Origin of the sequence: Vibrio sp. S234-5 (genome assembly GCF_000960595.1) — a bacterium.
In the GTDB taxonomy this organism is placed as follows: Bacteria; Pseudomonadota; Gammaproteobacteria; order Enterobacterales; family Vibrionaceae; genus Vibrio.
Genome location: NZ_JZAM01000295.1, coordinates 32054 through 57134 on the forward strand (window position 1 = coordinate 32054; position 25081 = coordinate 57134).

The 25081-nt window shown below is 51.0% G+C and carries 23 protein-coding genes; all 23 read right to left on the reverse strand.

Annotated features, from left to right (window positions below):
* Positions 1-2 precede the first annotated feature (2 nt).
* Positions 3-1472 carry a ribonuclease G gene (gene rng, locus UF06_RS18015; RefSeq protein WP_045571676.1) on the reverse strand — a complete coding sequence of 490 codons (1470 nt, stop codon included), beginning with the start codon at positions 1470-1472 and terminating at the stop codon, positions 3-5.
* A gap of 21 nt (positions 1473-1493) precedes the next feature.
* Entirely contained in the window at positions 1494-2054 is a 561-nt protein-coding gene (locus UF06_RS18020) for a Maf family protein (RefSeq protein ID WP_045571677.1), read from the reverse strand.
* Between the two features lie 5 nt (positions 2055-2059).
* Positions 2060-2548: a rod shape-determining protein MreD gene (mreD, locus tag UF06_RS18025; RefSeq protein WP_045571678.1), complete on the reverse strand. Its 489-nt coding sequence runs from the start codon at positions 2546-2548 to the stop codon at positions 2060-2062.
* Complete coding sequence (mreC, locus tag UF06_RS18030; protein WP_045571679.1) at positions 2538-3428, reverse strand: rod shape-determining protein MreC; 891 nt, start codon at positions 3426-3428, stop codon at positions 2538-2540. Before mreC ends, mreD begins: the two co-directional genes overlap by 11 nt.
* Positions 3429-3489: 61 nt before the next feature.
* On the reverse strand, positions 3490-4533 hold the full coding sequence (locus tag UF06_RS18035; protein ID WP_045571680.1) for a rod shape-determining protein: 1044 nt from the start codon (positions 4531-4533) through the stop codon (positions 3490-3492).
* Positions 4534-4701: 168 nt separating this feature from the next.
* Positions 4702-9309: a DUF6701 domain-containing protein gene (locus tag UF06_RS18040; RefSeq protein WP_319024123.1), complete on the reverse strand. Its 4608-nt coding sequence runs from the start codon at positions 9307-9309 to the stop codon at positions 4702-4704.
* Positions 9299-9724: a hypothetical protein gene (locus tag UF06_RS18045; RefSeq protein ID WP_045571756.1), complete on the reverse strand. Its 426-nt coding sequence runs from the start codon at positions 9722-9724 to the stop codon at positions 9299-9301. The genes UF06_RS18040 and UF06_RS18045 overlap by 11 nt, the downstream gene beginning before the upstream one ends.
* On the reverse strand, positions 9696-10469 hold the full coding sequence (locus tag UF06_RS18050) for a prepilin-type N-terminal cleavage/methylation domain-containing protein (protein WP_045571682.1): 774 nt from the start codon (positions 10467-10469) through the stop codon (positions 9696-9698). The genes UF06_RS18045 and UF06_RS18050 overlap by 29 nt, the downstream gene beginning before the upstream one ends.
* Positions 10469-11032: a type II secretion system protein gene (locus UF06_RS18055; RefSeq protein ID WP_045571683.1), complete on the reverse strand. Its 564-nt coding sequence runs from the start codon at positions 11030-11032 to the stop codon at positions 10469-10471. Before UF06_RS18055 ends, UF06_RS18050 begins: the two co-directional genes overlap by 1 nt.
* On the reverse strand, positions 11022-11507 hold the full coding sequence (locus UF06_RS18060; RefSeq protein WP_045571684.1) for a GspH/FimT family pseudopilin: 486 nt from the start codon (positions 11505-11507) through the stop codon (positions 11022-11024). The genes UF06_RS18055 and UF06_RS18060 overlap by 11 nt, the downstream gene beginning before the upstream one ends.
* Before the next feature lie 61 nt (positions 11508-11568).
* Entirely contained in the window at positions 11569-12063 is a 495-nt protein-coding gene (locus UF06_RS18065; protein ID WP_045571685.1) for a type II secretion system protein, read from the reverse strand.
* A 36-nt stretch (positions 12064-12099) separates the two neighbouring features.
* Positions 12100-12684 carry a prepilin-type N-terminal cleavage/methylation domain-containing protein gene (locus UF06_RS18070; RefSeq protein ID WP_039430590.1) on the reverse strand — a complete coding sequence of 195 codons (585 nt, stop codon included), beginning with the start codon at positions 12682-12684 and terminating at the stop codon, positions 12100-12102.
* Positions 12685-12759: 75 nt separating this feature from the next.
* Entirely contained in the window at positions 12760-13215 is a 456-nt protein-coding gene (locus UF06_RS18075; RefSeq protein ID WP_242402034.1) for an MSHA biogenesis protein MshF, read from the reverse strand.
* A gap of 2 nt (positions 13216-13217) precedes the next feature.
* Positions 13218-14438, reverse strand: a complete 1221-nt coding sequence (locus tag UF06_RS18080; RefSeq protein WP_045571686.1) for a type II secretion system F family protein — start codon at positions 14436-14438, stop codon at positions 13218-13220.
* Positions 14439-14446: 8 nt separating this feature from the next.
* The gene (locus tag UF06_RS18085; protein ID WP_045571687.1) at positions 14447-16171 is read right to left on the reverse strand and encodes a GspE/PulE family protein; all 1725 of its coding nucleotides are present in this window, start codon (positions 16169-16171) and stop codon (positions 14447-14449) included.
* The gene (locus UF06_RS18090) at positions 16168-17253 is read right to left on the reverse strand and encodes an MSHA biogenesis protein MshN (protein WP_045571688.1); all 1086 of its coding nucleotides are present in this window, start codon (positions 17251-17253) and stop codon (positions 16168-16170) included. Before UF06_RS18090 ends, UF06_RS18085 begins: the two co-directional genes overlap by 4 nt.
* On the reverse strand, positions 17250-18095 hold the full coding sequence (locus tag UF06_RS18095; RefSeq protein ID WP_045571689.1) for an AAA family ATPase: 846 nt from the start codon (positions 18093-18095) through the stop codon (positions 17250-17252). Before UF06_RS18095 ends, UF06_RS18090 begins: the two co-directional genes overlap by 4 nt.
* 13 nt (positions 18096-18108) lie before the next feature.
* The gene (mshL, locus tag UF06_RS18100) at positions 18109-19761 is read right to left on the reverse strand and encodes a pilus (MSHA type) biogenesis protein MshL (RefSeq protein WP_045571758.1); all 1653 of its coding nucleotides are present in this window, start codon (positions 19759-19761) and stop codon (positions 18109-18111) included.
* A gap of 18 nt (positions 19762-19779) precedes the next feature.
* Positions 19780-20088 carry an MSHA biogenesis protein MshK gene (locus tag UF06_RS18105; protein WP_242402035.1) on the reverse strand — a complete coding sequence of 103 codons (309 nt, stop codon included), beginning with the start codon at positions 20086-20088 and terminating at the stop codon, positions 19780-19782.
* A 1-nt stretch (position 20089) separates the two neighbouring features.
* A complete protein-coding gene (gene pilO, locus UF06_RS18110; protein WP_045571691.1) occupies positions 20090-20740 on the reverse strand; it encodes a type 4a pilus biogenesis protein PilO in 651 nt (216 codons plus the stop codon).
* The gene (locus tag UF06_RS18115; protein WP_045571692.1) at positions 20740-22179 is read right to left on the reverse strand and encodes an MSHA biogenesis protein MshI; all 1440 of its coding nucleotides are present in this window, start codon (positions 22177-22179) and stop codon (positions 20740-20742) included. The genes pilO and UF06_RS18115 overlap by 1 nt, the downstream gene beginning before the upstream one ends.
* Positions 22180-22191: 12 nt before the next feature.
* Positions 22192-24186: an RNase E specificity factor CsrD gene (gene csrD, locus UF06_RS18120; RefSeq protein WP_045571693.1), complete on the reverse strand. Its 1995-nt coding sequence runs from the start codon at positions 24184-24186 to the stop codon at positions 22192-22194.
* Positions 24187-24336: 150 nt separating this feature from the next.
* On the reverse strand, positions 24337-24879 hold the full coding sequence (locus tag UF06_RS18125; protein WP_045571694.1) for a single-stranded DNA-binding protein: 543 nt from the start codon (positions 24877-24879) through the stop codon (positions 24337-24339).
* Positions 24880-25081: the final 202 nt, after the last annotated feature.

Sequence of the window (25081 nt, forward strand, 5' to 3'; positions counted from 1 at the left end):
CATTACATCATCACGACATCAAACTGCTCTTGTATGTACAGAGGCTCCGCTTGAATACGTACTTGCTTACCAATAAAGACTTCCAACTCGGCCAAGGCATGCGACTCTTCACCGCGCAGCGCGTCGGCCACCGCTGGAGACGCATACACAACAAACTTGTCGGCGTCGTAGGCGCGGTTCACTCGCGTAATCTCTCGCAGAATTTCGTAGCAGACGGTTTCGACCGTTTTCACGCTACCGCGCCCTTCACAAGTTGGACAACTTGAGCAGAGAATATGTTCGATACTTTCTCGCGTACGTTTACGCGTCATCTCCACCAAACCAAGTTGAGTAAAGCCGTTGATGTTGGTTTTCACTCTGTCTTTGCTCAGTGCATTTCCCAGCGAGGTAAGTACCCGCTTACGGTGCTCTTCGGAAGTCATATCGATAAAGTCGATAATGATAATGCCGCCTAGGTTGCGCAAACGAAGTTGACGGGCAATCGCTTGGGTCGCTTCGATGTTGGTGTTAAAAATCGTCTCTTCGAGATTGCGGCGACCAACAAACGCCCCGGTATTGATATCCACCGTGGTCATCGCTTCAGTCTGGTCGATGATCAGATAACCGCCAGATTTAAGCTCAACTTTGCGTTCTAGAGAACGTTGCACTTCGTTCTCGGTGTCGTACATGTCGAAGATCGGTTTATCGCCTTCGTAGAGTTCAAGCTTATCGGTCAATTCCGGCACATACTCGGAAGTAAACTCTTTCAGGTTTTCAAACTCCTGACGGGAGTCGACCAGAATCTTATCCAGCTCGGTGCCCACAAAATCGCGCAAAATACGTTGTGCGAGGCCCAATTCTCCATACAAGGTAGAACGGGTTTTGTACTTCGCCCGGCGCTCCATCACCTTGTTCCACAAACGTTTGAGAAAGGCTGCATCTTGTGAGAGCTCTTTTTCATCCGCCCCTTCTGCGGCAGTGCGAATGATAAAGCCGCCGTGTTCATCGCAGTAGTGAGTAACAATGCGTTTGAGACGTTCGCGCTCCGATTCACTTTCAATACGTTGCGACACACCGACGTGGCTGGCCCCCGGCATAAAAACTAAATAACGCGACGGAAGAGTAATGTCGGTGGTTAGACGGGCACCTTTGGTACCGAGCGGATCTTTAACCACTTGCACGACGATGTCTTGCCCTTGGCGCACCAGCTCAGAAATGTCGCGCACCTGAAATTGCTGTTTTTCATTTTCCGCGACGCACTCGGTGTGCGGGACAATATCCGACGCGTGAAGAAAGGCGGCTTTATCCAAGCCAATGTCGACAAAGGCGGCCTGCATGCCCGGCAAAACCCGGCTGACCTTCCCTTTATAGATGTTACCGACGATGCCACGACGAGCTTCGCGTTCAATATGAACTTCTTGTAGTACTCCACCTTCAATCATGGCCACGCGAGTTTCACTCGGGGTCACGTTAAGCAGCAACTCTGCACTCATGTGCGCACCTCAGTTTAAAAATTATAAGAATTCGTGCAGCAGCTGGTCAGTCTCAAACAGAGGGAGTCCTACGACAGCGTGATAGCTGCCCTCAATACGGGTAACAAAACGTCCACCCAAACCTTGAATTCCATAACTGCCAGCTTTATCGCATGGTTCACCTGACTGCCAGTATTGTTCGATTTCTTCGTCTGTCAGGGCTTTAAACCACACCTCCGTCGTTACCACGACCGAGCGTTGTTTGGTGGATGTCACGACAGTCACCGCCGTCATCACCTGATGACGACGATTTGAAAGCTGTTTAAGCATGCGCTTCGCATCGTCGAGATGCTGCGGTTTCTCTAGCACTTGTTCATCACAGACCACCACAGTATCGGAGCCGATCACCACACTCTCGGTGCTGACCAAAGCAAGCCCTGCGAGCGCCTTTTCTTGCGATAGGCGCTGGACATACTCGACGGGCGACTCATGCTCAGCTTTGGCTTCTGCGATATTTGGCACGACCACGGCAAAATCATGGCCAAGTTGGGACAAAAGCTCTTTACGTCTTGGAGAGCCAGACGCAAGCACCAAACGGCTCATGCTTATTACCTTACATGCCAGTGGCGACGTATCCGCCGCATCAATAAAAACACCCATGGCCAAAGTATACAGTTAATTACTGCGGTCCATAGCGATAATGGATTGAATACCACGTCCTGGATCAAATATTCTCCACAGAATATCAGCACTTCCAGTGTGGCACTTAAGCCCGCCACCAGCAGGGCTTGTTGCCAGAGCGCCATATTGCGGATCAGCAAAAAGTTCAATGCAACCAAATAGATGACGATTGACATCATCATGCCGCGTATGCCTAAGGTCGAGCCGATCAGCAGATCCCACAACAGGCCAAGAATCAACGCGCTGCCGACATTGACGCGGTGCGGTAATGCCAACACCCAGTAGCAAGTCACCAACAGCAACCACGAGGGACGAAACAGATCCAAACTGCCCGGCCAAGGGATGGTTTGCAGTACCAGCGCGACAAAAAAGCTAAGGCCGATCACCATCCGACTGCGTAACACACTATTCGCCATCGCTTACCTCTTGCGTCACTTGATCACCGCTATTGGCATCCAATACTTTGTGTTGACGATCTTCATTTGGCCATACCAAAAGCAGATAGCGCAGGCGGTCAAATTCCACCACGGGTTTGGCTTTAATCGCCGCAAACTCACGTCGAGTATCATGCTCGACCGAAGTAACATGGGCTACAGGGTAGCCTTCCGGGTAAACCCCGCCAAGGCCCGAAGTCACCAGAAGATCATCCACCTGAATATCGGTACTGGTTGGAATGTATTCCAACTGGATCTCATCGATTTCACCGTTGCCCGAGGCAATCACACGAATATCATTGCGGATCACTTGCACTGGAATGGCGTTTTTCGCGTCAGTAAGCAGCAAAACGCGGCTGTTGTGCGCCGCAACAAAGGTCACTTGACCAACAATGCCTTTTTCGTTGATCACTGGCTGACCGACATACACACCGTCGATACGGCCTTTGTCAATCACCACTTGATGACGATACGGAGAAGTGTCCACCGCCATCACTTCCGTGACCATTTTCTTTTCATCACGCACAAAAGAGGATCCGAGCAGCTTACGTAAGCGCAGGTTTTCTTCTTTGTATTGATCGAGTAGCAGTAAGTCACTGCGCAGACGCAAGACTTCACGTCTTAAGTTCTGGTTGCCTTCCAACAGTGACTGTTGGGTATTAAAGCGCTCGTACACGCCATCAAACATAGTACGTGGCAAATCCGCCGTATACTGAATCGGTGCCACTAAGCTATTGAGAAAGTATCGAACACCCGAGAATGCGTCTAAACGGTTGTCTGCAAACATCAAACTGGCGGATGCGATCACCGCAAACAACAGACGCAACTGTAGAGAAGGGCCCCTACCAAAGATTGGCTTCATTGTGTTTTAGAACCTTAGGCTGGCAAGCTTGGGCAAGCCGCGCTTACCCAAGCGGTGACCATTATTCTTCTGAAAACAGATCGCCACCGTGCATGTCGATCATTTCAAGCGCCTTACCACCGCCACGCGCCACACAAGTCAGCGGATCGTCCGCAATCACTACAGGAATACCCGTTTCTTCGGTCAAGAGTCGGTCAAGATCTTTCAGCAGTGCGCCACCACCCGTCAAGACCATACCGTTTTCGGAAATGTCCGATGCCAATTCTGGCGGACATTGTTCCAGAGCCACCATCACCGCTGACACAATGCCAGACAGTGGCTCTTGCAGCGCTTCGAGAATTTCATTGGAGTTGAGGCTAAAGCTACGTGGCACACCTTCAGCTAAGTTACGGCCGCGCACTTCAATTTCACGCACTTCATCACCCGGGTAGGCAGAGCCGATTTCGTGCTTGATCTTTTCTGCCGTCGCTTCACCAATCAAGCTGCCGTAGTTACGACGCACGTAATTGATGATCGCTTCATCAAAGCGATCGCCGCCAATACGAACGGAAGAGGAGTACACCACACCGTTGAGCGAGATCACCGCCACTTCTGTGGTACCACCGCCAATATCGATCACCATAGAACCGGTGGGTTCAGAAACGCGCAAGCCCGCGCCGATCGCCGCCGCCATTGGCTCGTCAATCAGGTAGACTTCACGTGCGCCCGCACCCAGCGCCGACTCACGGATCGCGCGGCGTTCAACTTGGGTGGAGCCACAAGGCACACACACCAAAACGCGCGGGCTTGGTTTTAGGATACTGTTGTCGTGCACTTGTTTAATAAAGTGCTGCAGCATTTTTTCAGTAACGTAGAAGTCCGCAATCACGCCATCTTTCATCGGGCGAATCGCAGAAATGTTGCCAGGAGTACGTCCCAACATTTGTTTGGCTGCATGGCCGACCGCAGCCACACTTTTCGCCGAACCAGCACGGTCCTGACGGATTGCAACTACAGACGGTTCGTCAAGAACGATGCCTTGTCCTTTTACGTAAATCAGAGTGTTGGCGGTACCTAAATCGATCGATAGGTCATTGGAAAACATGCCACGAAGTTTCTTAAACATACTCTTCGCTCATCCTGCAAGAAAAATAGAAGATAAAAATTGCCCTAAATGTACCAATGCCTTGCTATCACAGCAAGGCATTGATCCATAAACATGGACTAAAACACGCAATTTCTGACCATACTTTAACGCAGCATCATCAAACGGCTAAAAAACACCGATTTGTCATCAATTCGATTCTCGCCACCAGATGACTCGATTGCTCCCGCTGTAAAAGCCAAACTGGGCTAGCCCAACCGCACTCTGCTGCCAACTCAGACTTTGCTGGTGATATGTTCTCAACCAAGGTAAACCATGCGTTTCTAAATCTAGTAAGGCTTTGATAACGCCACGATTGCGCAATCCGGGGGCGCTGAAGTTAATATTCGCAACCCCCAAACTGAGTACCGAAGGAGCAAGTGTCGCTTTCACTTCTGGCGGGGTTGCCGTGCCACTTTTGAGCACGGCAAAGTCCGTCGAGTCGAAAGTAAAATGATTTACCGAACCTAGATCACTGCAACTATCATCGCTGTTAGTACGAAAGATCCCGCCGCTAAAATACTGCGCTTCCACTTTTTGCGAAAGCGGGTTAGTTTCTGGGCCGTTAGTGTCGTGGATTAGCAAGCGTCCCCAACGCTGAGCGAGAGACTGATCAATATCTTCAAACACATAAGGTAGACAAGGTCCATCGGCCGAGGTTTGGTAACAGACTCCATCCTGATCTTTCAGATCATCCACTGTCAGTTGCAGATCAAAGTCGCTACTAAAGGGCTCCATTGGGGCAAACGGCTTAACGTAGCGAATCTTCTCATTCAGCAGTTTTACACTGCGATTGTTTGTCGCCGTCGCGCCCAGCGTGCCCAAGAGAATGTTTGGTGTTGCGGTTGGATCCCGTTCTATTGTTAGGCCATTACTGGCGAGATAGCTACGGTTCCCCCAGCTATTGTCATAACGCCACCAATCACTGTGCTGGTAATTAAAAATCGCTCCCCCACTGGTAGAACGTGGATATAGATACACTCCCGGATCTGAGCTAAAACCAAACGATTGACCAAGATAAGTAAAGGGCTGGACTCCAGCACTACATGCCGCCTCAAGCGCAACAGTCATGGGTGAAACAGCAAAATAAGCTGGAATAAAGCGGCTGATATTGCCTGTGCTGGCGGCAGTAATTGTATACGCACTGCTGCCCTGAAAAGCACCTTGAGGCGTGACGGTAAAATTAAACACCCCCACTTCGCTGACCGACTGTGGAACCGTGTTGGTTCCGCCGACAATCGGCACTTGCTGATAACTGGCGGTGCTGAGAGTTCCGGCTTGCCCCAAGGCAGGCGCAACCAAAGTGTGCGTCAGCTCCATATTGCCGTGCTGATAATTGGGGGTCACTACATCGCCTTCACCGTACGCGGTGACAAGCAAATCAAACCGCTCCCCCGCCGCAGCAAACACGTCGCAGCTCGTATTGGCAGTGGCGCACTGCCCGTTGTCACTCTGGCTGTTACTTGCACTGATCTGGAGATATTTGGGAAAGTTGACAAACTGATCGCTGCCGACCATCAACAAACCATTTTCAGCACCGCTGCCTTCATAAAGGGCATTAAGCTGCATCTTGCCTGCATCAGGGTAATTTAGCGTAAAACTCGCCTCGCCAGAGGCGTTAAAACTCATCTCAATTTCGCTGACGAGCGCTTGGCTGTTGCCAATATCTGCCGTATTAATGCTGACCGCCGGGCTTCCCACCACTGATGAGCTGTCTGGCGAGATATAGCTGCTCCAAAACTTAATCGTCTTATCGACGTTGGCAAATTCAGGCACACATTGCAAAGAGTCATCGCTGGTCTTGACCGCTGTGATAGTCGCTGTTGCCGATGAATTGGCGATGAAATCCGGCACATCAATGACAAAGCCACTGTCTGCAAAGGTGGTCGAGCAGTGACTTGCTGACCAACCGCCGCCCGTTTGACATAAGGTAGTGGCAAACGGCTTGGTTGTGGGTGATGAGCCACTCACCCCTAACGTGATACTGCCGGGCTGATTTTTTCTGAGCTCAACCGTGGTCGAGCCGCCACTGAAGTTAATGACGTTGCCTCCTACCCAACCGCCTCCACCGCTGACCGTGGCAGGGCTGAGTGTCGCCTGCACAGGATCGGTAAACAGCTCGCTACAATCGGCATTATTACAAGCTAGGATGGTGACGCTTTCAGCGCTGCAAGTGACGCCTTGTCCGGTATGAATGATGCGGAAATGGTCGATCTGTTGATCAATCGGGCTTGAATCAAGCGCACACACCTGAAAATTATCGATTTCATGGATATTGTTCGAGCCCCCTGTCGAGCCCGTAATCGACAACAGAAAATCATCCGGTACCGCTGCCTGATTATACTGGCTATCGAGCACATTGAGCGGGCCAACAATCGTCTGCCAATTGCCACTGCCCACTTTGCGCAGGATTTCGACTTGCGACTGATTACTCACTCGTGAGTCGACCACAATTTTATAACGGTGGACATCGCCACTGTTGTTGTTATCCACCGTTGGGCTTAAGCAGCTACCACTGGTGTTGGTGGTACCGTTATTACAAGCCCCCGCCAAATAGCGATAACCGGTTTCATCTTCGCCTGAGCCGCGCAAAGCGACCGACTGGCGACGACGACCTGGCTTATCCCCTTGCCCACCTTCATTGGAAAAGTTGCCATACTCATCAATGCCTATCCCGAGCCAGCCACCAGCAAACCCCGGCTCATTGGGCTTAAAACCATAGCCCAGCGGGCCACCAAAAGCCCCCGCTCGCGGTGTGACTCGCGCGTCGGAAAGTACCACCGCGATGCCATCAGCACCTGTACCATCATAAGCAAAGTGATCAAACTCGACTTCAACAAGATTGTCGCGTGCAGGGAAAAGGCGTTGGTAGCTTGATGACGTTGATTGATTGCCAACCGCTTGGGTAAAGCGCAAACGGCCATTGACCACGCCCGGCTGAAAACTCCCTTTACTGGTCGATGTCACCCAAAGATCGGACAGTGAGCTATCAAAACTATCGCTAAAACATTGTAAAGTGGGCCCACTGCTGCAAGGATGCCGTTGCCGATATAACTGGAGGATTTGTGCATTGCTCAGCGCTTGAGAAAAAATTTGCACTTCATCAATAAAACCATCAAATGCTCGACCTGGATAATTTTGATCTTGAGCTATTTGCAATGGAAGATTATTGGTTCGTAAACTGCCAGAGATATTATCTGAACTATCTAATTGCCCATTAATAAATATCGCTTGCCGTTGATTGCTTAGATTTCGATCATAGCGAATTGTAATATGAGACCATTGATTTCGTGGAATAGCCCCATTTGAGGTTAATGAGCGAGTGCCAGAAGGGGATCTTTCCCAATACCAATACACTCGCCCTGAACTGTCTAAATGAAATTCATAGTTGCCATCTTTCGAAACGATACTCATCAAGCCAGAGTTGGGATAATCCTTAGGATAGACCCAGGCAGAAACGGTCAACGTCTCCTCGAAATCAAGTAGTGGGGAGTCTGGGATTTCCAAATACTGGTTCGACGATTTATCAAACACCCCATAACCACACGTCCCTAAGTTGTTTAATGTCGGCAGTGCTGGCGTAACAAGCGCGGTAACCGCGCCATTCACCGCGCGACCATGTAAAGCATTGCCGGAAGCATCGAGAACCTCATTGGCACTACCATCCCAGACTTGCTCTTCTAAATGATAGAGAGCAACAGCACTTGGTAAGGCGCTCGCTCCACACGCATTCGCTGGTACTGAGTTGTAAAGACAATTTCCCTCAACAACGCTCCCGCCATTGATGTTCACAATCCCCCAGTTAGGTTGTCCTGCGGTAACATCACCTAATACATATGAACCATTGTTTAATGTCACTTGATTGTTGGTACTAGTAAGGTTTCCGGTGACGGAGGTATTGTCAATAACAACGTTACCATTCGCACTGACACTACCAACAACATTGGCGTCAGTAATCGCCACACTATTATTTGGGGTTGTGATATTTCCCGATACATCTGATCTAGTAACAACAATATTGCCATTGGCACTTAAACTACCCGTAATAGTCGAGTCGGTCACCGTCAAAGTGTTATTTGGTGTTTTGATATTTCCCGATACATCCGATCTAGTAACAATGATATCGCCATTGGCGGTTAAACTCCCCGTAATGGTGGAGTCGGTCACCGTCAAAGCGTTATTTGGTGTTTCAATACTTCCACTGACAGACGAGCCATCAACTAAAATATTACCACTCGCAAATACAGCACCTTGAACATTGGTGTTTTCAAGTGTAATACCATGATTATTGGAACGAACATTGCCACTCACACTTCCGCCTTGAATGGCAATTGCCCCTCCAGTGGTAATTGCGCCTTGTACATCGACATTGTTTAACGTGACTGGCGTATCAGCAGCTTGGTAGTTGCCAAAAAGTCGATTGTTATTACCTTGCCAAGTTGTCGAGCCAGACGAAGAAACCAAATCCACAACCGTCGTGGACGAGCCAATCGTATTGCTTCCCGCTAGACTAAAACCAGCATCCGCCGATAAGATCGCGTGTGAGTTAGCAGTGATGTTATCTCCAGATAAGAGGGAGACGGAGCCGTTAGCACAGTGGTAAGTACGTATGCCACCTGAGACACTTTGCTGCCAATTGTTGCTGCTACACGTGGGTAAATCAGCATTGGTAGCGCCAGAGAAAAGCAGATAATCTCTTGCGACGGAAGGAAAGGAAGCCAGTAAAACCAGCAAAGCAAAGGCAATTCTACCCATCATCTCTCACCCCAACTTCAACCACTCGTTGCAACATCCAATCTCCGGCCTGACATCGCCCTTTGGCGGTCAATTGAAACACATTTCGTCCATCATCCATTGCGCCGAGCTCAGCGCAGCTCACTTCCGCCTTGCAGTTGGTTAAGCCGTCACCACTGAAACTATAGTTCTGCACTGCGTTGAGGTGGCAACTCCCTTGCGTGGTCGATTGATAAAATTGACTGATTTCGATCTCCGCCGCTGAACGCGCCGCCATTTCGGCTCGGGTGCCGAGCACCATGGAAACCAGTTGCTGGCTATTACGTTGCTGGTTGCGGTTGGCGACCGCGGCGACAAAACCGACCACGACGATAATAAAGATCACCAAAACCAGCCCGCTGCCGCGTTGGCTACGGCGTGTTGTAGATAAGTGCATTATGAACAAACTCCACCTTTTCACCGCGATCTTCAAAGGTTAATTCAATTTTAATTAAACCGTTGCGCTGCAACTCGGGCTCAGCTACCTGAAAACTGGCTTGGCTGAGGTTTTCCACCATTAAGACTCCCGTACCGAGCTCGCTTGGCTGTAGAGCCGTGCGATCCAGCCCATAATCAGCGTAACGATAGATTCGGTTGTTCTCATAACAAAAAGCCACCGGGGTGCGATAAAAATAGACGCGCCGAGCAGGGGATTGGCGCTCAAAGCTCGTTGGTTGGGTCAACGTTACATTGACCATAGTACGATCGTTTGGCGAGGTAAAATCGACATCAGTGGCAACCTGCGCGGTTTGCGCCGCGCTTGACACCGCTTGACGCAAGGTTTCGCCATCAAGCGGATAAACGACTAAGAGCTCGCCAGCCGCAAGGCTTTTTTCTATTGGCAAAAGGCGAATCGTCGTGGACGGCGCCAAAGAAGAAGGCAAGCTACTGTAAATTGCACTGTTGGTAATCGCCAAAAACTCAATGCAGCCGTTGGCAACCAGCACACTGTTAGGCACCGCTTCACGCAGCTCACGACTAAGGCGTTCGGTGACAAAACGCCCTTGTTGAATCAGCGCTTCACGCGCGCTGCTATCGACATAAATGCTTAATCCTTGACGAATCACCGAGCCGAGAAAAAGCCCGACCACCGCCAGCAAGATAATGGAAATCACCATTTCGATCAGGGTAAAACCACGTTGCATCAGTAGTTCCCCCGCATGGCGCTAAACGGATAGCGATTGCCCTGCGGGTCAATAATCACCACAGCAATACGTTTGTAGTGAGTGGCTGTGGCAGCCGCTTGCGCAGAAAAAGAGCCGCCATTGTCCTGCACATAAAACACGCTCACTTCTACCTGATAACGACGGTATTCATCGGCTCGGTCATCTCCTAGCACATCCACCACCGAGCCATTCAAACCATGAAAGTCATCCACATCGTTATACAAGGTTCGGTCGTTTTCTCCAGCCGCAGTGTCAGGCCCAAGTGAGGTGGGATCAGTGCACAAAGTGCGGCCGGTGGTCGCGACTAACACGCACTCCGGCAGGCCGCCATTGGGGCCAGAGTTGTGATCAAATTGGCGACCGACGATTTCATCGAGCACCGCGCGGCCTAGATCGGCGGCTTTGACCGCCAACACTTGTTCAGCGCTCTGCTGCGAGCGCGGATAGAGCGCCGCCGTCAGGCTGGTGATGGCAATGGCAATCAAGGTGATCACGATGATCATTTCTACTAGAGTAAAACCGCCGCCTCGTTTAACAGCCATAAATATACCCTTGCGTATTAATGCAAATTTGCCGTGTTTCACCGTTTTGTGTGTTGCTTAAGGTGACGGTGCAGATGGCGCTTTGGCACTGCGCCGCACGGCCAAGCGCATCAAAATCGAGGTAATTATTGCCTGCATCATTGCTTAAACTGAGCGAAACATCGCTAGCAGCGGCATTTACCACACTGGCGTCATTGGCATCAAATTGGCTGTTATCACAAGCGCCCGTCAGTTGCGAAAGGGAGACTTGCTTCGCTTCGGTGGCGCTGAGTAGCCAGCGATTGCAATAGCCGCTGCGCTGCATGGCGCGGCTTTGCACTAAACGCAGCGAGGCAAGCAGCTCGCTTTGTGTGGTGATAGTAGAAAAAGAAGCAGGGCCAGAAAAACGGCTGGCAGCGTAAACCGAGATGATGCCGAGCAGCAGAATCACCACAATCAGTTCGACTAAAGTAAAGCCATTGGGTTTACGTGCCATAAAGATACGGAGTTAAGATTTAGAAAATAAAGGCCAGCGTCGCTGGCCTTGAGAGAACGATTTAACAACCAGTATCAACAACAGCCGTAATCGGCGAAGCACTAGATGTTGCAGGTTCGCTGTATGATACATAACAATTTGTAGCTACAATACCTGCAGCATCTCTGTTTGTATCTGAAGAGAATGTGACAAAATATTGAGCTCCCAAAACTGCAGCTCCGCCTGAAATAGCCACATTCCAATCACCAGGTAATCCAGTCACAGCAAGCTCAATGCCATCAGCGGCGGCTGTTGGATAGCCAAAACTAGTAGCGACTCCCTCTGCTCTAGGAGTAGTTGTTGCACCTTTCGATACAGTTTCTTCGCCTCGAATAGCAGACTTGCCATAAACAATCCCCGCAGCACCATCAATCGCGCCTTTTAATCCTTGCAGTGATGCTCCGCGCGCGTCACCCTGAAGATTCAGAAAACGAGGCGCTGCAGTGACTGCTAGGATACCCAAAATAACTATTACCACCACCAATTCGATTAGGGTGAAACCGCCTTGTCTTTTCATAGTGTTCTCTCTCTATGTTCAATCATCAACGCAGGATTACTGCAACGTTACGGTCACACGACCATTTTTCACTTCATATTCAAACTGATGAGCGGTGTTGCCATCGAGCTGAATATAGGTACATTTGGCATCGGTATTGTTGGCCGATGCCGAATATTTAAAACCGCTGTCGCTGCTGGTACTTGAGCCAGCGATGCCCACTTTCGGTGGGTTTTGCAACAGATTATCCATTAAGTCTACACACATTTGGTCGGTTAGCGCACTCGGATAGCTTGAGGCATCGCCCGCTAATCCCCACGGGTAGCCATCGCGAAAGCCAGTGTCATTGCCGGAGGCATCTTTACTGCGCGTTAACCAAAAGTCTACTCCGTCGTAATTGACGTTGTTTTGATCCTGACCACCTATCGTGACAGAAGGGCGCGCCAGCGCTTCCCATTGCGCGCGAGCAGAGAGTACGCCGGTGGCAAAACCGCCCGCCACGCCTTCCACACTGGCTTTTTTCGCTGCATCGGTGACATCAAGAAAACGCGGTAAAGCGGCTACCGCCAGCAAACCGACCACAACGATCACCACCACCAATTCAACTAAAGAAAAACCGCTTTGTTTCTGCTTCTGTTTCATAACAAACCTTCTATTAACTGCTTACTCATTATACCCAGTTCTGCAAGAGGATACACAGCAAGGCGTCAAAAAAACTCATTCTGACAAAATGTCGGCGCTGATTTTTTGTATTTTATCTTTTTGATAAACCACAATTATCTGCTTAAAACCATAATCAAACTCACATTGATAAGCTTGATTTATCCATCGTTCACGCACAGCTTGCAGTGATGAATCTAAAATCTTGCCATCGGGATAGTGCAATGCCAGCCAACGCTGACAGACAAACTGCTCCTGCTCATCGACTAAAGGCACCCAGCCGTAGCGCGTAAGCGGAATAACTTGACCTTCCACCACAATCTGCGCTGGTTTTCCCTGCAAAAGCCATTCCTGCTTATACTGATTGGCCACTTCCAGCATGCGCCGCGCCGCCAGTTCCGTCCCGGCCTTGTACGCTTCCAGCTCAACGGGCTGCCATACGCGAGCAAAGACGGCGACGATGCTCGCGACAATCGACATCCACATCACAAGCAACATCAGTTGTTTAAACACGGCTAACCCTTAATCGCATCGAGCATTCCCCACATCGGCAGGAAGATGCCCAGTGCCAATATCAACACCATCGAAGCGACCACCACCAGCAAAATCGGCTCGATGCGCGCCGTAAGGGTTTTGAGATCGTAATCCACTTCGCGATCATAAAAGTCCGCCACTTCGAGCAGCAGCTCATCAATTCGCCCCGTCTCTTCACCGACCGAGATCATCTGGATCACCAGCGGGGTAAAAATACCGCTGTTGATCGCCGTGGTGGAGATGGCGCTACCCGCTTCGATCGCCGCTTTCATTTCCAAAATGCGCAGTTCGAGAAAGCGATTGCCGATCGCTTCCGCCGAGAGTGCCAGCGACTGATTAAGCGGCACGCCCGCTTTTAGCATCAGCGCAAAGGTGCGCGAAAAACGCGACAACTGCGCCCGATTAACCACGCCGCCGACCACGGGCAATTTCAAGCGCCACTTGTCCCAGCGCTCTCTGCCGTTGCTAGTGCCGACCCAAGCGCGAAACGCGAATACTAAGCCGACAATGCCGCCGAGCAGCAGCATCCAGTAGTTAACAAAAAACTCCGACATGCCAATCAAAATGCGCGTTGGTAATGGCAGATCAACCCCAAAGCGGCTAAACATCGAGGCAAACTGCGGGATCACTTTGACGTTGAGCACAAACATCGCCACCAAAATAAAGCTGATCACAAACGTCGGATAACGCATCGCGGTTTTGATCCGTTTGCGCGTTTCCAGATCTTGCTCATAGTAAGTGGCCAGTTGCTGCAACGCTTGATCTAGCCGACCGGTATTCTCACCAACGTTGATCATCGAAACAAACAGCGGGCTAAACACCTTACTGTGCATCTGCATCGCCGCCGACAAACTGCGTCCATTGGTCAGCTCGGCCACCACCTCTTCCAGTGCCGCTTTGAGCTGTTTGTTTTCGCAGTTTTGCACCAGACCGCGCATTGAGCGCAGCAAAGGCACGCCTGCTTTAGTTAAGCTAAACAGTTGGCGACAAAACAGCACCAAAATTTCCAGTGGAATGGCGGGGGTCAGCAAGCCGCGCAAATCAAATTGGCTGCCGCCAGCGCTTTTCCCTTGGCGAATCTCAATTGGGATCACGCCACGGCTCATCAACTGCTCGGCCGCCGCCTCAGAGGTGACCGCATCAATCTGTCCGCTGGTTTTGTTGCCGTCTAGGGTGCGCCCTTGATACCGAAATGTCGCCATAATTTCCCTTAAAGCAGAATCGCGTCAACGTGGCCGGAGGTATCCCCTTCGCCCAGCGTCATCACTTCATCCAGGCTTACCACCCCTTGCAGCGCCAGCTCCATCGCCGACGCCAACAGCGGTTTGTAGTTTTCGCTGCGTCTCGCCGCCTCGGCAAAACCGACCGCATCATTGGCGCGCAGTGCGTCTATCATGCGGTGATCGAGCTCCAACATTTCAAACACGCCGATACGGCCACGATAGCCGGTTAAGTTGCAGTTCTGGCAACCTCGCCCTTTGACAAAGCGCGCTTCGGTCTGATTGGGAAAGCGCTGACTCAGCCACGCTTGGCGCGCCTCATCGACGCTCTCTTCGGTTTTGCAATCGGGGCAGATGCGCCGCACCAGACGCTGCGCCACCACCGCACGCACCGCGCTGGCGACCAGATAACCCGGCGCGCCCATATCTATCATGCGTAGCGCGCTATCTACCGCATCATTGGTGTGTAGGGTACTGAGCACCAAGTGACCCGTCAGGGCAGCGCGTAGGCCAATCTCGACCGTCTCCTGATCACGCATCTCACCAATCAAGATGATGTCTGGATCTTGGCGCAAGAAGGTGCGCAGCACGGTAGAAAAGTCGAGATCGATCTTCGGGTTGATCTGCACTTGGTTCACCCGCGACAAGCGATATTCAACTGGATCTTCGGCGGTAATGATCTTTTTGCCCGGCTGATTGAGCTCGGTAAGCGCGCCATACAAGGTGGTGGTTTTGCCCGAACCCGTTGGCCCGGTCACCAAGATCATGCCGTGCGGGCGTTTTAACTGGCGGCGCAATCTCAGCAGAAGATCCTCCGGTAAACCGGACTCTTCCAGCTTGCGCACCCCGCTCGACTGATTGAGCAAACGCATCACCACCGATTCGCCGTATTGCACCGGCATGGTGGAGAGACGCACGTCAACCGACTGCCCTTTGGCGCGAATGTTAAAGCGCCCATCTTGCGGCAGACGCTTTTCTGAAATATCCAGATTGGCCATCAACTTAAGGCGCAGCACCAACGCAGGCGCAATGTTGACTTCGTTGAGTAAGGTTTCATGCAAGATGCCATCGATGCGCTGACGCAGACGCAGTACATTGGCATCCGGCTCAATGTGAATGTCGGACGCAGCAACCTGAATCGCATCTTCAAACATGGAATTGATCAGCTTCACCACCGTCACTTCGTCGCTGTCGTCGTCTTCGAGGCTGTAATCAAAACTGTCGTTGCCTTGATGCTCGGCCTGCAGCTGTTCGGCGAAAGTGGCGATCTCTTTGGTGCGGCGATAATAGCGGTCAAAGCTTTCCACCAGTTGCCGCTCAGGCGCGATGACAAACTCCAACCCATACTGACCAAGCTGACCAAGCAGCGCCTCCTGCGCAATCAGATCGGCCGGGTCACTCATCGCCACGCGCAAGGTGTCACCTTGCTGGCCAATCACCAACGCACGCAGACGGCGAGCATGCACCTCGGGCAGCAGTTGCACCGCATCAATGTCGACCATGGCGCGGCTTAAATCGATCAACGGTAGATTGAGCTGTTGAGCAAGAAACGCCAGCATTTGCTGTTCGGTGAGAAAGCCGAGATCAATAAGGGTATCGCCAAGCTTGCGGCCACTGCTGCCTTGCACGCTCAACGCCTGATTGAGTTGGGTTTCGTTGATGATCCCCTCTTCAACCAGCAGATCACCCAGTCGTTTTCTTAAGCGAACTTTCATTGCACACTCTCCAACTCTTGCAATACTTTGAGGCGCTCTTGAATAAAGCGCTGCGACTGACTGGAAATGCCCATTTTTTGCAGTGCCGTTTGGTAAGACACTTTGGCATCTTTTAGCTGCATGGCGCGCTCTTGCTGTATTGCCACCCCCAGCCACCAGCGCGCATTGTCACTGTCTAGCTGGATCAGTTGCTGATAGCTCTCTAAGGCAATCTCGTCTTTTTTCATTTTTTGCGCCAGCGCAGCGCGCATCGCCAAATAGTCTTTGCTCGGTGCAGCGCTTAGTGCCAACAAAGGGCTAAGCGCCGCTTCTTCTTGATCGGCTTTGAGTAGCATTTTCGCCAGTGCCAAGCGCAGCGTTTCGCCTTCCGGGTTGAGGTTGATGCCGGTTTGCAATAGCTCATACGCCTTGCGGTTATCACCTTTGCCAAAATAGAGCGTCGCCAATTTTTGCCGCGTCATTTCATCGTTAGCGGTGTAACGCAGCGCTTCGTTGTAGGACGACAAAGCGGTTTGCAGATCGCCCGCATCGAGCGCTTTTTCTGCGCGGCTGACCGACTTTTCGGCCAGTTGTGCAGGCGTCAACTCCACTTGTTCAATCACCATAGAGACGTTAGATGGTTCGCTTTCACTGGCGATTGTTGCCCTTGGCGTCTTTTCTTCTGCTTTTATCGTCATGACCGCGGGTTTACTGGTCGAGCTTTTCTCTTGTATCACAGGGCGAATACTGGGAACTGGTCGTTTTTCTTCTGTTTTTTTCTGTGGCGCTGCAACCGATAAAGCAGGTTCGCTTTGCGTGAGCAACTCAGTTGGCGGCGTTTTTAATGTCGGAGAAAGAGTCGCAGCGGGTTGAAGCGGCGCTACGGTTGGGGCAGAAACGGCCATGCTGTTTATCAGCGCTGGTTGCTGCGTACTAGACTGCGTAACTGCCCAGCCGCCCACGGCGAGGCTTAAGCTAAACCCGACAACGAGCCAGAGAAAAGGCTTACTGGACGGTAAGTGCGGGATCTCCGCTCGTTGCAATTGAGCTGTGGTTTGTTTTTTACTCGCCAATTCGGCCAGCGCTTGGTTAATTTCGCTCAAGTATGACTCCATCCCCACCAAATCGGGGTCGTAAACATCGGTTTGCGGGCATCAAAGGTATCCTGCATCGCCAGATAGAGATGACGGTTTGTTACCGTGACACTTTGCTGCTGATAGGCCAGCAACAAGGCTTTGTGGCAAAGCTGATTCATCAACCTCGGGATCCCTTTTGCGCTACGCCACAGCGCTTTTTTCTGCTCCAGAGTCAGCAAATCACTCCTGCCACCAGCTTTACTCAGCCGATTATCGAGATACGCGACCCCTTCAGCCACCGTGAGCGGACGCAAGGTACAATTGAAGGTGATGCGTTGGCGCAGTTGTCTGAGCTCGTGCTGCGCCATACGTTCATCCAGCTCAGGCTGACCAAACAGGACGATCTGCAACAGTTTGTCTTGCTCGGTTTCCAAATTGCCAAACAGGCGCAGCGCTTCCAGCGCCTCTAGTGGCAGGGCCTGCGCTTCATCAAGCAAGAGCACCGTCGGCTTGTGCTCGCGCTTGGCGACAATTAACGCCTGCTGAATACGTGGCACCACATCGATGGGCTCCACTGAGCTTAATCCGAGCTCACGCGCCACCGCCATTTGCAGCTCGCTACCGGAGAGCACCGGCGTGGGCAGATAGACCAGTTGCGCATGACCGCTTAGCTGTTCAATCAGCATGCGGCACAGCATAGTTTTTCCCGTGCCCACTTCTCCGGTTACTTTGATCACCCCTTCGCCCATCTCTAGCGCCGCGAGCACAGTTTGAATCGCCTCATAGTGAGGCGCCAAGCCTAAAAACAGCTCGGTATTGGGCGTTAATGAAAACGGTGCAAAGTGAAAACCAAAGTGTTGCCAATACATGCTTTTTCCGCAGTTATTCTGGGAACCATTCTTGCAGCAGATCGCGCGAACGTTCCAACTCTTTCTGCCACGTGTTGACGCCAACCACGGTTGGTTTAAGCAAAATCACCAGCTCGGTTTTTTGCGTCAACTTACTGGTATTACGAAACAGATGCCCCAAGGCAGGAATATCGCCCAAGAAAGGCACTTTCGATACCCGATCGATGGTGTTCGATTTCATCAAGCCCCCAATCACCACCACATCCCCATCACGCGCGCGGATCACTGAGTCTGATTCACGAATGGAGCTTTTGGCGAGTGGTAGCGAAACATCGGCATAGTTACCACCCAGATTAAGATTTTTCACGTCGGTTTCGACTTCGATCACCGCAGGGTGGACGTGCAAGAAAACATTGCCGTTGTCGTCAATTTGTGGGGTGACATCGAGTGAAATACCGGAGAAGAACGGGGTTAACGTCACTTCCGGCGCGACATTGGCGCTGTCTCCTGAACCCGCGACGCTCGACATAGCGGTCACATAATACTCATCGCTGCCGACTTTAATTACCGCTTTCTGATTGTTCGCCGCCGTGACTCTCGGGCTAGACAAAACGTTCAGATCACCTTGAGTCGACATAAAACTCAGTACCGCTTCAAAGCTGCCATCTGAGAGCGTGACATTGGTTTGCCCTTTGAGCAACGAGCCAATAGCGTCCAGCCCTGGTAGCGTCGAAAGACCTGTACGGTCAATAACCACACTGCCTGAGTTACCAATTGAGGAAGATAGATTCGACCAGTTGATCCCTTGCTGATAGCCATCACTTAGGGTCACTTCCAAAATTTTCGTCTCTAAAATCACTTGGCGCTGCATACGCTGCTGGGAGACGCCCAAAAACTGACGCACTTCGCGAATCTCGTCTGGGTAGGCGCGCACGGTGATCACACTAGCTTGTGGCGTCACCACCACACTTTGCCCGTCGCCAGAACCAATCAGGCGGCTGACCGCTTGTTGCAATAAAGGCCAAAAATTACTTTCGGTAAACGTTTCGATCCGTGTGCCGCCATTGCTTGACGTCGAGACTTGCGAAGAGCTGCTTGAATTTGAACCATCCTCAGAGCGCTTACTTGAACTCTCACTATTTCGGTTAGCCCCCCCACTAGACTCATTGGATGTAATCGAACCCGTAACAATACTGGTCAGCGAGCGGCCAGAGCGCTGAAACTGGATATAGTCAACCGGGATCGTTACGGTGCGCAGCCCCGCCGGATAAACTTGGATCACTTTGCCCGTTTTGACCACATCGTAGCCATACATGTCTTGCACTACGGATAAGATGTCATCAAGAGTCACATCACTGACATTCAGGGTAATACGGCCAGCCACATGAGGATGGACGGCAACACTAAATTCGGTGCCTTTCACCAGAGAGGCAAAAAAAGCGCGCGCTTCAACTTGGTTAGCTTGAATGCGAAAACGCTTCAGGGTTTTGTCGCTATTGTCCAAGCCGTCATTGCCAAGTTCGGGCATCAGATCCTCTTGCACGGACGCGGGCAGTTCGTCGAGTGCGCGGCTGTTACTTTCATTAATCGATTGATTCAAGGTCTGCTTAATCTCAACCGGATCGCGATGCCCCATGGCGCAACCAAGCAAAGAGGTTGAGATGACTCCAACTACAATCTTTCGCATCATTTGATTCAACCTTACTTATTGTTTTACATCTAAATTAAACAGTTCAAGCTGCCATTGGCGCGCGCCTTGCGCTAACGTCACTGCCTCCGGAGTCACACTCTCTACTCGAAAGTTACGCAGCACATCACCGCGGGCCACAACCTGATCATCCATCACCGCCACGCACTCGCGCTCACACACGATACTTTGCAATACAGGCAAACTGACCGCTCTGCTGGTCGATTTGGCTTGCACGGGAGCAGGTGCCATCCAAGACAGCGGCGCCGTCGGGTCTTGCGCGGCCCAACTTGGCAGCGTTAGCAAGCACAGCCACAAGATCGCCACTCTAACCACCGATAAACTCCTGTCTCGTGCCCAAGGTATACACTTGCAGTATCAATCGCGCCTGCGGATAGTTTTCTACCTGGTAATGGAAACTGCGCCAATAATAGTTCACCGGTAGGCTCTCCAGTTGATTGAGATAATTGACCACCGCAAAGTAGCTGCCAGTCAGCTCAAGGCGTACGGGATGGACATAGTAGCCCGAGTAAGCCGAGTTTTGCGCATCGCCACCAATGGGCTCTGCGGTTAACGACTCCAACGAGACCAATTTGATGCCGCTACTGGTGTCGAGCACGCTTTCCAAAAGGGCCGCCATCTGGCTTGGCGAGATTAAATTGCTCACCACCTCTGAAAGCTGCATGTCGAGCTCTTGGCTTCTTTGCATTAGGTTCTTAAGTTCAATATCGACCTCTTGGTTAGGATCTTTATTCAGCTTAGCCTGAATCACCAACAGTTCCCCTTCATGGCGCTGGTTATTCAACACCAGTGCCGACAACTGTGTTTTTTGCGCTTCCAGCGCTTTCCACAAGGGTTCAAGCAGCAGTGTCGATACGCTAAGCACAATCACCACCAAGCCACACAGGGCAATCAAGCCTTTTTCTCGGCCACTCAATGCGATGAACTTGTCGCTCAGCCCTTTCCACCACGAATTCATTATTTACCCTCTGCGCGAGTTCTGAGTTCAAAGGTAATCACGTCCTGTTCATTGCGGCCTAGGCGAACTTTTTCAAAGTTGCGGCCAACCAAGCTCACTTCCTGCTTAAACTGGTTTACCCAGTTGGGCACCACGCTGGCACTGCGGGCCACACCTTTTAAATCGAGTCGATCATGCGTGATGTAGATGTCGCTCAGAGAGATGTCATTTCTGCCAAGCTTGGCCAGCGCTTGCATGATCTCGGAATACCCGCCTTGGCGAGATTGGTCATAATTGCCGACTGCCGCCAATGAGGCTTGCGTGGCCTGAATTTGTTGCTTTAAGCGTTCCACTGCCGCGAGCTTTTCCGCGGCAGGTTTATGCGCCGCCAATTTTGCCTGCTGCGCAGCCAACTGCTGCTTAAATTGTTGTGATTGCGCTTGTGCAACGGCTAACTCTTGAGCGAGTTGCGCCTGCTGCCAGCGCGCCAATCCGTACATACCACCAAGAACAAGCGCGGCGAGAAGCCAAGAGGCAACAAGCGTGGTGAGATTAAAGCGATCACGTTTTGGCCTGAGGTGCTGCGGATAAAGGTTAACTGAAGGCGACCCAAGGGAAAGCGCGGTGTTAACTACGATTTGCCCACATTGCAACGCCGACGATGCAATGAGCGAAGTACTCGCCGTTAGGCGCTCACTTAATGACGCCACCAGCGCATTTTGATCTTCGTCGTCACAGCAGATTTTAAGTTGGTTGAGCGTGACCCCTTTCAATTGCGATGAGAGGTAATCCATTGAGCGCTGTAACTCCAGCGCTAGTCCATCAAGTTGCAAGGCACTGGCGGATTCCCCTGTCAGTGGCGGATAGACAGAGCGGATGGTGCGCTGAAAAGTGGGGGTATAATCAACGAACGCGCCAAGTTTAAACTGCCCTTTATGGCTGCGTTGCAACAAAATGAAGTTCGCCAACTCGCCCGCGCTGTGCGCCCACACTTCATCTTCAGGAATGATGGCGTCCAATTCGCATTGATTGCGCAGAAGCACGTCGACAATTTTATCGACCACTTTTTTGGCCAATACGTAGACTTGAATCTTGTTGTCTCCGGGCAACAAGCGCCCATCGGCGACAATATCGCTCACCCGCTCAGAGATGAGATCTTTGACGAGAAAAGGCAGCGCCGCTGGCCATTCGCTGCGTGGAATCGCGGGCTTATCTAACTGGAAAATTTGGTAGTGATGGCTCGCCAGAACAATAGATACCCGCTGCCCTGGCGTGACTTTCAATTGCAAAACATGCGCTAGGCTTTTTTCCCAGCTACTGTTGATAGGCTCGACGTGCGCGGGCTGGTCGTGTTGTGTGCTTGAGGCAAAGTAGATCGCATCGGGCTGCAATAGGGCAACATGATGATGTCCTTGCTGAGATTGACCTTTCAGCTTCGCTAACAACGACTGCACATTCATTTAGAGTTCCACTTATTTTCGTCGCCAGCGATTACGTCTCCCTGGCTTGTTCTGTTTTTCTTCATTTTTCAACGGCGGCGGCAACAGTTGCGACTCGTGGCTAAAGTAGCGCCCCTGACCACCGTGAATACCTAATTCAACTAAGGTGTCCCACTCTTGCTGGGTCTCCACACCGACCGCTATCACTCGTACCTTTGTGCCTTCACCAGCGCCCAGCATACTACGCACAAACAGTTGATTCTCATGCCGTTTTTCGATGTTTTTTGCCAAACTTCGATGCAGTTTTAAATAGTCTACATGCAAATCTTTCAGATAGTGGGTACTGACGATGGTTCTACCAGCTTGCCCGACCACCAGTTGACAACCTAAGCCCTTGAGCATTTTTGCCACTGGTCGCATGTAGTCGAGGTGTCGCACCAGATGACTTTCAACAAACTCAAAGCTTAATAAAGCACGCTTTTCACTGGTTAACTGTAGCAGTTCATCACGGAACCATTTGAAATGGCGGCGGTTTGCAAACGGAGTGACATTCACATTCAGAGAGAGAGGGACGATCTGCTCAGTGGATGAACGTAAAAAACCAAATGCTTTACTTAACACCGCCCTATCCATTTGGCTTTCAAACCCGACTTGTTTGAGCGCCGACATGTACCTCGATGCTTTCACAATGCCATTTTCCGGATCGTGAATTCGACACGTTAATTCAGTATGTAGTAAATCCAACTGATTGTTATTTAATAGATAAGCGGGCTGTCCAAAGAGTAACACACTTTCAGCATGCAGTGTTGTCTCAAAAATGGTACGCCATTTTACACTGCCGCGGATCTCATCGACTTGGTTCCACTTTTTAAAGCGGCTCCAGTTGTTATTGTTCTGCAGTTGCGCACTGCGCAACGCGGTTTCCGCTTCGTCCATGATCTGATTGTGGCGTTCACCTTCCTGATACATGGTGATGCCAATATGGCACCAGTTTTCTTTGTCGAGAGGGTACAGCGGGTGTAATTTCTCCAGTTGACGAATGCACTGTGAAGCGAGATTAGCCACATCTTTGGCACTTTGATGGGGAATAAAGAGCGCAAAATCGGCGTTGTAATAGCGAGAAAAGACCACGTCTGGATAACGTTGCACAAGGTTGGAAAGCAAACTGCCCACTTCGACAATAAACTCGTCGGCGATCAGTTTGTCATTCTCTTCCAGTACGCTTTTCCAATCGGCAATACGTACCAGCACCACGCCACCTTGCGCGCCACTCTCTTGTAACGCCGACTCTAATTTGTTATCGAACAACACGCGATTGGCTGTGCCCGTCAGCTTATCAAGAAAGGTCTGCGTACGAATAAAGGTATCAAAGCGGCTGCGTTCTTGGCGGGCATCTTGCAGCTCTTCAATTAAACGATCCAACGCTTCGCTGGCAGTGTAGGGCCACTCTTGTTCGTCACCTTTGGCAAATTGCTCGACCCTCCCAGCTAAAATCATCCGCCCACGCTCTTCCAGTAACTCTGAGCCATGCAACTGCGCTTTTAACCATTTCAGGCCGCGCATTAAGCAGAAGATGATTAATCCCACCGCTAGGGTGATTGACCAAAACGCTTGCAGCGAGTAACCAAACCCGACGTAAGGCGGCACCGCTTTGAACTCAACGTGATAGCCCGGGTTACGTTCCAACTGGTAACGCTGTCCATAAAGTCGATTGGGGTCAATTTGCGGTGAGGTGTCTTTGAAACGGTAAACCACACCGGAATCGGTGGAGAGTTTCATTTCGACGATGTTGGACGCTTGCAGCATCTTGGGCATCCAGCGCTGCATGGAATAGGCGGCATCCGGATCTTCCATCTCCTTGTCCAGCACTTCGACAATGCCAGCCAAATAGTGGTTGAGATACTCCTGCCCAAGCCGTTTAAACGACAACGTGCCGCCGACAAAAAGAATGAACATCGCGCTGATCACGATGACAGTGACGAAAGCCACTAGGCGAGTGCTGAGCTTGAGAGTTGGGGTATACCTCATGAATACCGAATTCCTTTTCCATTCATTATATACCGTATTGATCTATATATACTTGATAAGAGAATGGTTAACAATCTAATGACTTAAGATGTGAGAAGTGTCATTGAAAAAGCCGCGGGACCGCGGCTTTTGGTAGATCTCAAGTAACCGTCAAAACGGAATATCGTCATCGAAATCCATTGGTGGTTCATTATACTGCGGCTGAGATTGCTGCGGCGCATGCTGCTGTGCAGGCGCTTGATATGACTGCTGCTGATGCGCGGCAGGTTGTTGTGGCTGTCCCCAACCCCCTTGCTGCTGCGCCTGAGGTGCACCACCCATCGCTGGCGCACCACCTTGTTGGCGTCCACCCAGCATCTGCATCACACCGCTGTAGCCTTGTACCACGATGTCCGTTGAGTAGCGATCTTGGCCACTTTGATCTTGCCACTTACGGGTCTGCAATTGGCCTTCAATGTAAACCTGAGAGCCTTTACGCAGGTATTCACCTGCGACTTCAGCGAGTTTTCCATACAGGGTAACACGATGCCATTCCGTTTTTTCACGCGGTTCGCCAGTCGCTTTATCGCGCCAAGTTTCCGAAGTAGCAACGGTAATGTTAGCCACTGCACCGCCGCTTGGCATATAACGAATTTCAGGGTCGTTACCCAGGTTCCCTACCAAGATTACTTTATTAATTCCACGGCTGGCCATGATGTGCTCCGTTTAAGCTGTCGGTATTTAATTTTAGCGCATTAGGATAGCACGCTTTTGTCTGTGGTAAAAACAGTCAAAAGAGTGTCTGGTTTAACACTCAGTAATAAAAGCTCCATAGCGCATTTTTTCAGAGCAGCTAAACACTTTTTCTCTCTGACAAACTGCTCATTTACTTCCCCCTTTGAAACTCGACGCATTT

Coding starts and splice junctions, on each gene's coding strand:
- UF06_RS18050 (WP_045571682.1), bottom strand. CDS start 10,469: ATGCAACGTGGTTTTACCCTGATCGAAATGGTGATTTCCATTATCTTG.
- rng (WP_045571676.1), bottom strand. CDS start 1,472: ATGAGTGCAGAGTTGCTGCTTAACGTGACCCCGAGTGAAACTCGCGTG.
- UF06_RS18080 (WP_045571686.1), bottom strand. CDS start 14,438: ATGGCGACATTTCGGTATCAAGGGCGCACCCTAGACGGCAACAAAACC.
- UF06_RS18060 (WP_045571684.1), bottom strand. CDS start 11,507: ATGGCACGTAAACCCAATGGCTTTACTTTAGTCGAACTGATTGTGGTG.
- UF06_RS18040 (WP_319024123.1), bottom strand. CDS start 9,309: ATGATGGGTAGAATTGCCTTTGCTTTGCTGGTTTTACTGGCTTCCTTT.
- UF06_RS18085 (WP_045571687.1), bottom strand. CDS start 16,171: ATGAAAGTTCGCTTAAGAAAACGACTGGGTGATCTGCTGGTTGAAGAG.
- csrD (WP_045571693.1), bottom strand. CDS start 24,186: ATGAGGTATACCCCAACTCTCAAGCTCAGCACTCGCCTAGTGGCTTTC.
- mreC (WP_045571679.1), bottom strand. CDS start 3,428: ATGAAGCCAATCTTTGGTAGGGGCCCTTCTCTACAGTTGCGTCTGTTG.
- UF06_RS18115 (WP_045571692.1), bottom strand. CDS start 22,179: ATGAATGTGCAGTCGTTGTTAGCGAAGCTGAAAGGTCAATCTCAGCAA.
- UF06_RS18070 (WP_039430590.1), bottom strand. CDS start 12,684: ATGAAACAGAAGCAGAAACAAAGCGGTTTTTCTTTAGTTGAATTGGTG.
- mreD (WP_045571678.1), bottom strand. CDS start 2,548: ATGGCGAATAGTGTGTTACGCAGTCGGATGGTGATCGGCCTTAGCTTT.
- UF06_RS18055 (WP_045571683.1), bottom strand. CDS start 11,032: ATGGCTGTTAAACGAGGCGGCGGTTTTACTCTAGTAGAAATGATCATC.
- UF06_RS18125 (WP_045571694.1), bottom strand. CDS start 24,879: ATGGCCAGCCGTGGAATTAATAAAGTAATCTTGGTAGGGAACCTGGGT.
- UF06_RS18035 (WP_045571680.1), bottom strand. CDS start 4,533: ATGTTTAAGAAACTTCGTGGCATGTTTTCCAATGACCTATCGATCGAT.
- pilO (WP_045571691.1), bottom strand. CDS start 20,740: ATGAATTCGTGGTGGAAAGGGCTGAGCGACAAGTTCATCGCATTGAGT.
- UF06_RS18065 (WP_045571685.1), bottom strand. CDS start 12,063: ATGAAAAGACAAGGCGGTTTCACCCTAATCGAATTGGTGGTGGTAATA.
- UF06_RS18020 (WP_045571677.1), bottom strand. CDS start 2,054: ATGAGCCGTTTGGTGCTTGCGTCTGGCTCTCCAAGACGTAAAGAGCTT.
- mshL (WP_045571758.1), bottom strand. CDS start 19,761: ATGCGAAAGATTGTAGTTGGAGTCATCTCAACCTCTTTGCTTGGTTGC.
- UF06_RS18095 (WP_045571689.1), bottom strand. CDS start 18,095: ATGTATTGGCAACACTTTGGTTTTCACTTTGCACCGTTTTCATTAACG.